This window comes from Pseudomonas sp. MAG733B (assembly GCF_036884845.1).
Taxonomy (GTDB): domain Bacteria; phylum Pseudomonadota; class Gammaproteobacteria; order Pseudomonadales; family Pseudomonadaceae; genus Aquipseudomonas.
Window position 1 is genome coordinate 6,478,393 of sequence record NZ_CP145732.1, and the last position, 11,910, is coordinate 6,490,302.

12 protein-coding genes are annotated in these 11,910 nt (G+C 60.8%); 5 read left to right on the forward strand and 7 right to left on the reverse strand.

Annotated elements, in window-relative coordinates; genetic code table 11:
• Nucleotides 1-29 precede the first annotated feature (29 nt).
• A complete protein-coding gene (locus V6Z53_RS29705; protein WP_338583345.1) occupies nt 30-818 on the reverse strand; it encodes a DUF2135 domain-containing protein in 789 nt (262 codons plus the stop codon).
• A 277-nt stretch (nt 819-1,095) separates the two neighbouring features.
• On the opposite strand from V6Z53_RS29705, the gene V6Z53_RS29710 reads away from it, so the two are divergent.
• From V6Z53_RS29710 to V6Z53_RS29730, 5 genes are all read left to right on the forward strand, one after another.
• On the forward strand, nt 1,096-2,241 hold the full coding sequence (locus tag V6Z53_RS29710; RefSeq protein WP_338583347.1) for a Fic family protein: 1,146 nt from the start codon (nt 1,096-1,098) through the stop codon (nt 2,239-2,241).
• A 165-nt stretch (nt 2,242-2,406) separates the two neighbouring features.
• Nucleotides 2,407-2,649 carry an exodeoxyribonuclease VII small subunit gene (locus V6Z53_RS29715; RefSeq protein WP_007894317.1) on the forward strand — a complete coding sequence of 81 codons (243 nt, stop codon included), beginning with the start codon at nt 2,407-2,409 and terminating at the stop codon, nt 2,647-2,649.
• Nucleotides 2,646-3,533 carry a (2E,6E)-farnesyl diphosphate synthase gene (gene ispA / locus V6Z53_RS29720; protein ID WP_338583349.1) on the forward strand — a complete coding sequence of 296 codons (888 nt, stop codon included), beginning with the start codon at nt 2,646-2,648 and terminating at the stop codon, nt 3,531-3,533. Before V6Z53_RS29715 ends, ispA begins: the two co-directional genes overlap by 4 nt.
• Before the next feature lie 91 nt (nt 3,534-3,624).
• Nucleotides 3,625-5,523, forward strand: coding sequence for a 1-deoxy-D-xylulose-5-phosphate synthase (gene dxs, locus V6Z53_RS29725; RefSeq protein WP_338583350.1), 1,899 nt, complete (start codon nt 3,625-3,627; stop codon nt 5,521-5,523).
• Nucleotides 5,524-5,663: 140 nt separating this feature from the next.
• Nucleotides 5,664-7,547, forward strand: a complete 1,884-nt coding sequence (locus tag V6Z53_RS29730) for a TonB-dependent receptor (RefSeq protein WP_338583352.1) — start codon at nt 5,664-5,666, stop codon at nt 7,545-7,547.
• Between the two features lie 133 nt (nt 7,548-7,680).
• Here V6Z53_RS29730 and V6Z53_RS29735 read toward each other — a convergent pair whose 3' ends face one another.
• The 6 genes from V6Z53_RS29735 to thiL form a co-directional block, all read right to left on the reverse strand.
• Nucleotides 7,681-8,481, reverse strand: coding sequence for a cobalamin-binding protein (locus tag V6Z53_RS29735; RefSeq protein WP_338583353.1), 801 nt, complete (start codon nt 8,479-8,481; stop codon nt 7,681-7,683).
• Complete coding sequence (locus tag V6Z53_RS29740; RefSeq protein ID WP_338583354.1) at nt 8,481-8,900, reverse strand: MFS transporter; 420 nt, start codon at nt 8,898-8,900, stop codon at nt 8,481-8,483. Before V6Z53_RS29740 ends, V6Z53_RS29735 begins: the two co-directional genes overlap by 1 nt.
• Nucleotides 8,897-9,514 (reverse strand): GTP cyclohydrolase II, encoded by a 618-nt coding sequence (gene ribA, locus V6Z53_RS29745; RefSeq protein ID WP_338583356.1) that lies wholly within the window; start codon nt 9,512-9,514, stop codon nt 8,897-8,899. Before ribA ends, V6Z53_RS29740 begins: the two co-directional genes overlap by 4 nt.
• Before the next feature lie 161 nt (nt 9,515-9,675).
• Nucleotides 9,676-10,413, reverse strand: a complete 738-nt coding sequence (locus V6Z53_RS29750; protein WP_338583358.1) for a transporter substrate-binding domain-containing protein — start codon at nt 10,411-10,413, stop codon at nt 9,676-9,678.
• Between the two features lie 23 nt (nt 10,414-10,436).
• A complete protein-coding gene (locus tag V6Z53_RS29755) occupies nt 10,437-10,940 on the reverse strand; it encodes a phosphatidylglycerophosphatase A (RefSeq protein WP_137804417.1) in 504 nt (167 codons plus the stop codon).
• The gene (gene thiL, locus V6Z53_RS29760; RefSeq protein WP_338583362.1) at nt 10,937-11,902 is read right to left on the reverse strand and encodes a thiamine-phosphate kinase; all 966 of its coding nucleotides are present in this window, start codon (nt 11,900-11,902) and stop codon (nt 10,937-10,939) included. Before thiL ends, V6Z53_RS29755 begins: the two co-directional genes overlap by 4 nt.
• Between the last annotated feature and the right edge of the window lie 8 nt (nt 11,903-11,910).

Consider the following 11,910-nt stretch of genomic DNA (forward strand, 5'->3'; position numbering starts at 1 on the left):
AAACCCAATTCATCCGTGGTGCGGGATGCTCAATAGTTGAAAGTCTTGACCAGCAGCAGGTCGCCGATCGCGCGCAGGGGCACGATGAAGGTCTCGCGTTTTTCGTCGACGGTGTTTTCGTTGAGCACCAGGTTGATCTGCGAGGTGATCACCTCGTTCTGGTTGCCGGCCTCATCGAAGTTATAGCCGCCGCTGCCGAAGTTGCCCCAATAGTTCACGTAAACCAGATAGGTGCCATGCAGCGGCGCGGTCATGGTGAACATTTCCGGGCCGGGGCCGTCGACGCCATCCGGGTCGAGGCCGCCGCCGTTGGTCAATGCCGAGTGAGCCCAGAAGGCATGTTGGCCGTCAGGCGTGATGATGTGCAGATCGAGTTCAGCCTTTGGATCATCCCAGCCCAACACCACGCGAATCCGCGCGGGCGTGCGCAGGTTGTTGGCTTCATAGAATTGAACACGCTTGAGCGACTGCCCTTCGGCCCTGCGCACTTCAACGCTATTGGAACCGGCGCCGAACGCGTACGGCCGGGCGAAACGACCCTGATCGTCGGTGTAGAGATTCAAGGGATTGCCATTGACCGCCAGCGTGTGAGGACCGCGCTGCGTGCCGATGGCCTTGAGCTGGCCTTCGATCATCGTCCGATTGCGTTGCACGCCGCGGTCGATGGGTGGCGTGGGATAAGCGATCTGCGGGTTTTCCGTGCGGTCCAGCAAACCGTTAAAGCGCCAGCCACCCACCGGTTCCGACAACTCGGCACTCGGCGCGGCCAGAGCGGGTGCACAGACCAGCCCAATCAGCAGCAAAAGAAATGAACGCATGTGACGCCTCCTGCCATGCATGACGAAACCTTGCGCCTGATCCTCGGCGCATTACAGATGTGCAGCCTGCGTTTCGTCTGAAAGACCCGTGACGGTTGGGTCGTCGATGGCGCGAAGGGTAGCCATTGGGGCGTTTTTTAACAATCGGATGCGTTCTGATTTGCGGTGGGAGTCACGATGGCGGCTGGACGATGAGCCGAATAGCCGTCATATTCGGCTCATTAAGTGAGCCGAATAAATCGCCTAATCGGCTCACTCACCCTGGAGCAGCGAATTCATGGCACCTCACTGGATCTGGCAACAGCCAGATTGGCCCAACTTCCACTGGCAGGCAGAGCGCCTGACGCCGCTTCTGCGCGAGTGCGTTCAGGCGCAAGGTCGATTGATGGGAATGGCCAGCTCTGTAGGCAGTTCACTCAGTGCCCAGAGCGAGCTGGATGCATTGCTGCAAAACATCGTCACCTCGTCCGCGATAGAAGGCGAACAGCTGAATGTCGGTTCGGTTCGCTCTTCCTTGGCGCGACGATTGGGGTTGGAGCTCAATGAAGGTGACAAGGTCAGCAAACGCAGTGAGGGGCGGGCGCAACTCATGCTCGACGCCACTCAGCGTTTCGCCGAACCTCTGACCCTTGATCGATTGCTGGACTGGCATGAATGGCTATTCCCTGAGCAGGATTCCGATCTCGCTGCCCGCAGTATCCGTGTCAGCGCATTGCGCGGGGAAGAGTCGATGCAAGTGGTCTCGGGCCGTCTCGACAGACCGACCGTGCACTTCGAAGCGCCAACTCGTCAGGGCCTTGAGCGACAACTCGATACCTTTCTCACATGGTTCGAGAGCAGCCGGAATCAGGCAGGACTTGATCCCCTGCTACGCGCGGGTGTCGCGCATTTCTGGTTCGTTACGCTGCACCCCTTCGATGATGGCAACGGACGCCTGACGCGCACCATCACCGATCTTGCATTTGCTCAGGGCGAGGCTCAGGCGATTCGCTTTTACGCCATGTCCGCGAGCATCCTCGACGATCGGTCGGGCTATTACCGCGTGCTCGAAAGCAGCCAGAAAGCCACTCTGGACATCACGCAATGGCTGGATTGGTTTCTGCAAACCTTGCTGCGCAGCCTGCAGCAGGCGATGGCACGGATCGAATTCGTACTGGCTAAAGCAAGACTCTGGCAAGCGCACCGGGAAACCGGACTATCGACAGAGCAGACCAAGGTACTGAATCGTTTGCTGGATGGCGGGGAGCGTGGATTTGAGCTCGGTATCAGCGCGGCGCAGTATCAGGCTGTGGCGAAGGTGTCCAAAGCCACAGCGACTCGTCATCTCGCTGAACTGCTGGAAAAAGGCTGCGTGAAACGACTGCCAGGTGGTGGGCGCAGTACCCGGTATCAGATTAATTATCCCGATAACTCGCCACTGTAGGCGCTGCCGAAGGCTGCGATCCTTTGATCTGCTTCCTTGAAACAAAGATCAAAAGATCGCAGCCTTCGGCAGCTCCTACAGGAGTGTGCGTCGCCGGTGAGTTTGCCCATAAACCCCCTATCTGCTAGTGTCGCGCCGGTTTAACGTCAACCGGAAATCGCCGCCATGGCCCGCAAAAAAGCTGCACTGGATTTCGAACAGTCCCTCGCCGACCTGCAAACACTGGTCGAGCGTCTGGAGAACGGTGAATTGTCGCTGGAAGACTCGCTGACCGCTTTCGAGCAGGGCATCGGCCTGACCCGCGATTGCCAGGCGGCGCTGGCCCAGGCCGAGCAAAAGGTTCAGGTGCTGCTCGAGCGTGATGGCGAGTTGGCCGAGGAACCCTTCGACGCGGACCAGCCAGAATGATTGCAGCGTATTCGGCGACCAGCCAGGCCCGGGTCAACGCGGCCCTGGACACCTTGTTCACCGCACCGAGCCCCGAGCTGGCGCGCCTGTACGAAGCCATGCGCTACAGCGTGATGAACGGCGGCAAGCGCGTGCGTCCATTGCTGGCCTACGCCGCGTGCGAAGCGCTGGGTGGCAAGGCCGAACAAGCCAACGGCGCGGCCTGTGCGGTGGAGTTGATCCACGCTTACTCGCTGGTGCACGACGATTTGCCGGCCATGGACGATGACGACCTGCGTCGCGGCCAGCCGACCACCCACAAGAAATTCGATGAAGCCTGCGCGATCCTCGCCGGCGACGGTTTGCAGAGCCTGGCGTTCAGCGCCCTGCTCGACCCGCGCCTGAGCAATGCAGACGCGGAGATTCGCCTGCAAATGGTCAGCGCATTGGCGCAGGCCGCAGGCCCGGCGGGCATGGTCGGCGGTCAAGCCATCGACCTCGGCTCGGTCGGTCTGAAACTCGATCAGAAAGCCCTCGAATACATGCACCGGCACAAGACCGGTGCGTTGATCGAAGTCAGCGTCAAGCTCGGCGCCCTGGGCAGCGGCCGTGCCGAAAAAGATGAACTGAAATCCCTGCAGACTTATGCACAGGCCATCGGGCTGGCGTTTCAGGTCCAGGACGACATTCTCGACGTTGAAAGCGATACCGAAACCCTTGGCAAACGCCAGGGCGCCGACATTGCCCGCGACAAGCCAACCTACCCGGCGCTGCTCGGCCTCGACGCGGCCAAGGCCTATGCGCTGGAGCTGCGCGATCTGGCCCTGCACGCGCTGCGACCGTTTGACGCGGCCGCCGAGCCTTTGCGCGATCTGGCCCGGTATATCGTCGAGCGCCGCAGCTGAAGGCGTATCCGCCAAAAAAGACCAACGCGTGGGCACGGGCCGATGCATCAGGTAAACTGCCGCATCTTTTATACCTATAACGATTCGCCTGATGCCCACGACGTTTCATGAGATTCCCCGCAAGCGCCCAACCACGCCCCTGCTCGACCGCGCGAATACGCCGGACGGCCTGCGCCGGTTAGGCGAAGCCGAGCTGGAAACCCTGGCCGATGAGTTGCGCCTGGAATTGCTCTACACGGTCGGCCAGACCGGTGGGCATTTCGGTGCCGGCCTGGGCGTGATCGAGCTGACCATCGCGTTGCATTACGTTTTCGACACCCCGGACGACCGGCTGGTGTGGGACGTGGGTCATCAGGCTTATCCGCACAAGATCCTCACCGGTCGACGCGAGCGCATGGGCACCCTGCGCCAGAAGGACGGCATTGCCGCTTTCCCGCGTCGCTCCGAGAGCGAGTACGACACCTTTGGCGTCGGCCACTCCAGCACCTCGATCAGTGCAGCGCTGGGCATGGCGATTGCCGCCCGCCTGCAAAACAGTGATCGCAAGGCCATCGCCGTGATCGGCGACGGTGCCCTGACGGCGGGCATGGCGTTCGAAGCGTTGAACCACGCGCCGGAAGTGGACGCCAACATGCTGGTGATCCTCAACGACAACGACATGTCGATCTCGCGTAACGTCGGCGGATTGTCGAACTATCTGGCGAAGATTCTTTCCAGCCGCACCTACGCCAGCATGCGCGAAGGCAGCAAGAAAGTGCTGTCGCGCCTGCCCGGTGCCTGGGAAATCGCTCGTCGAACCGAAGAATACGCAAAAGGCATGCTAGTCCCCGGCACGCTGTTCGAAGAGCTGGGCTGGAACTACATCGGCCCGATCGATGGCCACGACCTGCCAACCCTGATCGCCACCCTGCGCAACATGCGCGATCTGAAAGGCCCGCAGTTCCTGCACATCGTCACCAAAAAAGGCAAAGGCTTCGCCCCGGCGGAGGTCGACCCGATCGGTTACCACGCCATCACCAAACTGGAACCACTGGACGCCCCGGCCGCTGCACCGAAAAAGGCCAGCGGGCCGAAGTATTCCGGTGTGTTCGGCGAATGGCTGTGCGACATGGCGGCTGCCGACCCGCGCTTGGTGGGGATTACCCCGGCGATGAAAGAAGGCTCGGACCTGGTGGCTTTCAGCGAGCGTTTCCCGCTGCGCTACTTCGACGTGGCGATTGCGGAGCAGCACGCAGTGACCCTCGCGGCCGGCATGGCTTGCGAAGGCGCCAAACCGGTGGTGGCGATCTATTCGACGTTCCTGCAACGCGGCTACGACCAGTTGGTGCATGACGTCGCGGTGCAGAACCTCGACGTGCTGTTTGCCATCGACCGCGCCGGTCTTGTTGGCGAAGATGGTCCGACCCACGCGGGCAGCTTTGATCTGTCGTTCCTGCGGTGCATCCCCGGCATGCTGGTGATGACCCCGAGCGACGAAAACGAGCTGCGCAAAATGCTCACCACCGGGCACCTGTACGAAGGCCCGGCGGCAGTGCGTTACCCACGCGGCAATGGCCCGAACGCGACCATCGAGAAAGACCTCGAACCGATCGAAATCGGTAAAGGCGTGGTCCGCCGTCAGGGCAGCAAAGTCGCCCTGCTGGTGTTCGGCGTGCAACTGGCCGAGGCGCTGAAAGTCGCCGAGAAGCTGGATGCGACCGTGGTCGACATGCGCTTCGTCAAACCACTGGATGAAGAACTCGTCCGCCAGATCGCCGCCAGCCATGAGCTGTTGGTGACGGTCGAAGAGAACGCGATCATGGGCGGTGCTGGTGGCGCAGTCAGCGAATTCCTCGCTCGCGAGAACATCCTCAAGTCGGTGCTGCACCTTGGCTTGCCGGACATCTACGTCGAACACGCCAAGCCTGCGCAGATGCTGGCTGAGTGCGGGCTGGATGAGGCCGGCATCGAGTCCTCGATCCGCGAACGTTTGCAACTGCTCACCCGCTAAACGCAATTCCCTGTGGGAGCGGGCTTGCTCGCGAATGCGGTGTATCAGTCAAAATTTTTATCGACTAATACACCGCATTCGCGAGCAAGCCCGCTCCCACATTTGATTGTGTGTACACCAAAAGCACCAACGGACTGCCGATGAAACTCTCCCCCTTCGCCCTGACGCTGACCCTGCTGCCAGCCGGGCAACTGCTGGCCGACACCTTCGAACGCGATCAAGCCCTGAAACTGCCCGACGTGCTGATCAGCGCCAACCGCCAGGTCGAAGCGCGCAACGACAGCAGCGCCGCCAATACCGTGTTCACCCGCGAAGACATCGACCGTCTGCAACCGAACAGCGTCACTGATTTGCTGCGTCGCGTACCGGGTGTGCAAGTGGCGCAAACCGGCGGGCGTGGCAGTCTGCCGGGGGTTTACATTCGCGGCACACAATCGGCGCAAAGCCTGGTGCTGGTGGACGGCCAGCGCATCGGCAACGCGACCTCCGGCGACAGCAACCTGCAACACATCAACATCGAACAGGTCGAGCGCGTGGAAGTGCTGCGTGGCTCCCGCTCGGTGATTTATGGCAGCGACGCGATTGGCGGGGTGATCCAGATTTTCACCCGACGCGGCAGCGAGCCGGGGTTGCGCCCGCAAATGCATGTCGGATTTGGCAGTAACCAGACCTGGGAACGCAGCCTCGGCTTGTCCGGTGGCGATGAGCAAACCCGCTTCAACCTCGGCGCCAGTCTCGATGAAACCGCCGGGATCAATCGTACCCACGAGTCGTATCCCAGCGACGGCGATCACGACGCGTACCGCAATAAATCGTTCAGCCTGAGCCTCAGCCATGCCCTGAGCGATGACATCGAAATCGGCGCCAACGTGCTGGATAACCGCGGCAAAAGTGAATACGACAACCCCTTCGGCCGCTTCGATCTGACTACCTTCGAGTCAGTCCAGGAGCAGCCCTACAACGAATTCGATGTAAGCAGCGTCAGCAGCTACGTCGACGCGCGGGTCAACGATCTGTGGAAAACCCGCATCGAGTTCGGCCACAGCGAAAACCGCGAGAAGACCTTCGACAAGCTCAGCGATGAGCGCAGCGTGTTCAACACCTATCGCGACTCGGTGAACTGGCAGAACGACCTGACACTCAACGAGCGCAACAGCCTGATCCTCGGCGGCGACTGGTATGAAGACCGGGTCAACAGCAGCACCGCGTTCGACGAAGACAGTCGCTGGAACCGTGCGGCGTTCATCCAGCATCGTTATCAGGCGGACAGCTTCTCCACAGAGCTGGGCTTGCGCCACGACGACAACCAGCAGTTCGGCAGTCAAAACACTTGGAGCGGCACCTTCACCCTGCCGTTGAATCCAGACAACGACGTGCTGCTGACCTACAGCGAAGGCTTTCGCGCACCGACGTTCAACGACCTGTACTACCCGGACTTCAGCAACCCTGACCTGAAGCCGGAAACCTCGAAAAGCTACGAGCTGCAATGGCGCAGCCAGTTGACCGAAAGCAGTCGACTCGAAGCCTCGCTGTACCGCACGGACCTGGAAGACGCGATCATCTTCGGCAGCAACTCACGCCCGGAGAACGTGGCCTCGGCTCGGATCAATGGCTTTGAAGCGGCGTTGAAACAGGAACTGTTCGGCTGGCAGAGCAACCTCGGCGTGGCGATCATCGACCCGCGGGATCGCGAGACCGGCCATACGCTGGCCCGTCGCGCACGCCGCACCTTGAGCCTGGACCTCGACCGCCAGTTCGACCGCCTGGGCCTCGGCGCCAGTTGGCAAGCGGTCAGCAGCAGCTATGACGACCTGAACAATCAACAGCCGTTGGGTGGTTATGCGCTGCTGGGATTGCGCAGCAGTTGGGCGCTCAATCGCGAGATCAGGCTGGAGCTGAAGGTGGATAACCTGCTGGACAAGGGTTATAGCCGGGCGCTGTACAGCCATGAAGGCAGTCAGTATGGGTATCGCGAGGAAGGTCGGGCGTGGATGTTTGGGGTGACGTGGACGCCAGAGATCTGATTTGATTTTTTCGGCGCTTGTAATGGCCTCATCGCGAGCAAGCTTTGCTCCTACAGATTTGCGTGAACAGAACTTCGAGCACGACACAAAACCTGTAGGAGCAAGGCTTGCCCGCGATGAAAGCACCTCGGTCTCAGCGATCGGGCGCAATCAATCGGCACAATTTAGCGGTCGCTTCGACCATCTGCCCACTAGGCCGCTCCAGGCCTTTATCCGTCACCAAAAGCAATCGCCCCTGCCTCACCGCAGCAACCTGCGGCCAGGCTTTCCACGCATCGAGCTGTGCCTGATCGCTGGCCAGAATCACCTCGGGATTACGCTGCAACACCGCTTCCACGCTCACTTGCGGAGCCGGCAGCGTCAGGTCGGCAAATACGTTGCGGGTACCGCAGACTTCCAGCGCATCACTGATGATCTGCCCTCCGCCAACGGTGTACAACGGACGATCCCAGACTTGGTAGAACACTCGCAACGGCTCGTCCCGTCGATAGCGCTGACTCAGTTCGGCCAGCCGTCGGCGCAACTCAGTGGCCAATGAAACTCCGCGTTCAGGCCGCCCAAGCTGCACGGCAATCCCCTCGATCTGTGCGGTGAGCTGTTCGAAATTGTGCGGTTCGGCGACGTAGGTCGGGATGTTCAAGCGTTTGAGTTGCTCTCGCTGGGCCGGGCCGACACTGCCGGGCCAGAGCAGTAGAAAATCGGGCTTGAGGCTGAGCAGGCGCTCCATGTCCAACTGACCGTAGCGGCCAACGGAAGGCAAGTTGTTGAGTTCGGCAGGACGCTCACCGGCATCCAGCACGCCCACCAAAAGATCGGCTGAATCCAGCTCAACGACGATTTCAGACAAAGATGGTGCGAGGCTGATCACTCGTGGGGCGGCCAACAACGGGCCACCGATGACCAGCAGCAGAACCGCCAGCCAGAGTTGGCGCATCAACCGAGTTGACGCGGAATACGGTAGAGGTAGAACAGCACCGTGGTCGACAGCGCCAACAGCATCAGTGGCACCGCTTCGAGGCCGACAAACACGGCCAGCGCACCGATCCACGCCGGCAGGCCGGCAGCTAGAAACGCCTTGCGGCGCTTGGCTGCCAGGCTGATCCAGGCGGCGGGTTCTTCAGGGGTATCGAGGGCTTTCTGGGTGGCGATCAACGCGTGTTTGTAGCTGCCAAAGAATTTCAGGCTGACAAACATCGAGGCCACGCCGGCGATGAACAACGGCATCGCCAGCACCGGCAGGACTGCGTCGCTCTCGCCGAACACGCCGTTGATCACGAACAACGGCAGCAGGGCCAGTGCAAAGTACTGCCACCAGTTGACGGACAGTCGCCGCCGCACCTGACCGCGGGTCACGCCCGGCCTACCTCGCCCTGATGTTCGTTGCCCATCATGTGGTCGAGTTTGCTGGCCTTGGTCGCCAGGTAGAGTTTGTTGTGCGGGTTGTGGCCAGTGTGCAACGGCACGCGCTCAGCGACCACGATGCCCATGTCGGTCAAGGCTTTGACCTTGCGTGGGTTATTGGTCATCAGGCGCAGGGATTTCACGCCCAGGTGCTCCAGCATCGGCAGGCACATGGCGTAGTCACGCTGGTCGGCGGCAAAGCCCAGACGCTCGTTGGCTTCAACGGTGTCGGCACCGCCATCCTGCAGTTCATAGGCGCGGATCTTGTTCAGCAAGCCAATGCCACGGCCTTCCTGACGCAAGTACAGCAACACGCCACGGCCTTCACGGGCGATGGCCTGCAACGCAGCCTCCAGTTGCGAGCCGCAGTCGCAACGCTGGCTGAACAAGGCATCGCCCGTCAGACATTCGGAGTGCAACCGGCCGAGTACCGGGGCACCGCCGGCGATCTCACCCAGGCTCAGCACAACGTGCTCGCGGCCGGTGGCTTCGTCGAGAAAGCCGTGCATGGTGAATTGCGCAAAAGGCGTTGGCAGCTTGGAAGCGGCGACAAAAACGACAGGCACCGGTGTGCTCCTGATCTAAAAGTCTGAAGATTCGCAGAGCCGGCATTGTAACAGCAGGTTCCAGACGACGCTTAGGCTGAATTATCGGCGATAACTATCAAAAAGTTTGATATCGCCCCCCACAATACCCTCCTTGTGGGACTCAGCCATGGGTATTGTGGTCAGTTCTCTTCAAACGGATACGGCTGTTTCCAGCGTTCGAAGATCGGCTTCAATTCGCCGCTTTTCACCAGCACCTCCATGCGCTGATCGAACAACGCCATCAGCGTGCGGGCCGAGTCGGTCTTGGCGAAACACAGATACAGCGGCAATTCGGCGATATGGGTACGGCGGAACTGCGACGGATCCTTCGCCCGGTTGAGGACGTAATCGACTTCAGTCAGTGCGTCGATGTAAAAATCGGCACGATTTTGAGTCAGCATCGAGACAATGCCCGTACGCCGCAACACTTCGTTATAGCGGCGTACGTTGGGCAAGTAATCCTGGTAGTCGTAGCCACGCACCCATGCCAGTCGGTAGTTACCCAGGGTTTCCAGGGTCGGCACCGGACTGCTGGCCAGCCCCAGGGCATAGATGTGATCGGTGTCGAAGTTCCAGCGTGGGTACAGCAGCGATTGCGATTCATCACGATAGGAGCCGACACAAGCGTCGACTTCACCGCGCTCGGCCAGGCCCATCGAGCGCACGTAAGGTTCGGTGCGAATATCGAGCTTGACGCCTGCGGGCTCAAAGACCTTGCGCAGCACGTCCCAGCCGAGCCCGTGTCCGTCGGCGGCGGTGTAGTCTTCCCAATCTTCGCTGGCCAAATGAATCACCGATGGCGCCGTCCCGACCTCACCCGCCTGGACGAATGAGCAAAACAAGGCGAACACCATCACCATCAACCCGCGTAGAGCCATCCCTAGTTCTCCCACTTAACCCCTCAGGCGAAAATCCACACCAGTCCCTGCATCGCCAGCCACGCAAACACCCCGGCCAAAACGTCATCGAGCATGATCCCGACGCCGCCGTGTACATGCCGATCAATCCAGCGAATCGGCCATGGCTTGAGAATATCGAAGAACCGGAACATCAAGAACCCCGCCAGCAACCACTGCCAACCTTCCGGCACCAGCCACAGGGTAATCCACATCCCGACCATTTCGTCCCAGACGATGCCTTCGTGGTCGTGCACGCGTAAATCATCGGCCACCTTGCCGCACAGCCAGAAGCCGAACAGCATGGTGATGCCCAGCATCAGCCAGTAGCCCCAATCGGGCAACATTTGCCACAACGGAATAAAGGGTAGCGCAACTAACGACCCCCAGGTGCCCGGTGCCTTTGGCAAGGTGCCCGAGCCGAAGCCGAACGCCAGGAAATGCCATGGATTGCGCCAGACCGATGGCGGTACGAATTCCGCCGGGACCTGTTTGGGATGATCTGTCACGGTGTCTCCCGAAAATGTTGATAACCCCGGGTTTGCGGGGTGATGTCTTGCCCATCGGCGTCGATCAGCGTCACGCCCTGCCCGTTCACGACACGGCCGATCACATGGATCGGCCAGCCCTCGGCCAGCAACAGCGGCAACTCGACGGACGGTAGAGTGAAGGCCAGCACGTAATCGTCGCCGCCGCTCAGGGCCGCCACTTGTGCGTCCGGTTGACCGACAAAAGCGATCAATGCCGGCGACAGCGGCAAGCGATCCCGCTCGATGTGAATACCGACCTTCGAAGCCAGCGCGATATGCCCGCAATCAGCGAGCAGCCCGTCAGAGATATCCATCGCCGACGTAGCCTTGCCACGCAACGCTTGACCCAAACCGAGCTGCGGTTGCGGCGACCAGTAATGCGCCAGCAACGGATCGGCGATCACAGCTTCAGCGGTGCGCTGGCCGAGTACCAGCGGCAATGCGCCAGCGGCATTGCCCAACTCGCCGCCGACACACAACAGATCGCCCGGTTTTGCACCGCTGCGGGTCAACGCCAAACCGCCCGGCACGCGACCGAACACGGTCATGGTCAGGCTCAACGGCCCACGGGTGGTGTCGCCGCCCACCAATGCGACGCCGCAGCTTTGCGCCATGAGGTTCAAACCACGGGCATAGGCTTGCAGCCAATCGGCGGTCACCGTCGGCAAAGTCAGGGCAAGGGTAAACGCAACCGGTGTGGCGCCCATGGCGGCCAGATCGCTGACGGCCACGGCCAGCGAACGCTGACCGAGCAGAAACGGATCGCAGGGGTCGGCGAAATGCACGCCGGCCACCAACGTATCGGTAGAAATCGCCAACTGTTCCCCCGGGGGAACAGCCAGCAAGGCGCAGTCATCGCCAATCCCGAGGGCAACGCCTTCGCCGCCCTGCGCACAAGGCGCGGCGGCGAAGAAATTGCGGATCAGCTCAAACTCGCCCATTGCTGATT

Coding starts and splice junctions, on each gene's coding strand:
- V6Z53_RS29705 (WP_338583345.1), bottom strand. CDS start 818: ATGCGTTCATTTCTTTTGCTGCTGATTGGGCTGGTCTGTGCACCCGCT.
- V6Z53_RS29710 (WP_338583347.1), top strand. CDS start 1,096: ATGGCACCTCACTGGATCTGGCAACAGCCAGATTGGCCCAACTTCCAC.
- V6Z53_RS29715 (WP_007894317.1), top strand. CDS start 2,407: ATGGCCCGCAAAAAAGCTGCACTGGATTTCGAACAGTCCCTCGCCGAC.
- ispA (WP_338583349.1), top strand. CDS start 2,646: ATGATTGCAGCGTATTCGGCGACCAGCCAGGCCCGGGTCAACGCGGCC.
- dxs (WP_338583350.1), top strand. CDS start 3,625: ATGCCCACGACGTTTCATGAGATTCCCCGCAAGCGCCCAACCACGCCC.
- V6Z53_RS29730 (WP_338583352.1), top strand. CDS start 5,664: ATGAAACTCTCCCCCTTCGCCCTGACGCTGACCCTGCTGCCAGCCGGG.
- V6Z53_RS29735 (WP_338583353.1), bottom strand. CDS start 8,481: ATGCGCCAACTCTGGCTGGCGGTTCTGCTGCTGGTCATCGGTGGCCCG.
- V6Z53_RS29750 (WP_338583358.1), bottom strand. CDS start 10,413: ATGGCTCTACGCGGGTTGATGGTGATGGTGTTCGCCTTGTTTTGCTCA.
- thiL (WP_338583362.1), bottom strand. CDS start 11,902: ATGGGCGAGTTTGAGCTGATCCGCAATTTCTTCGCCGCCGCGCCTTGT.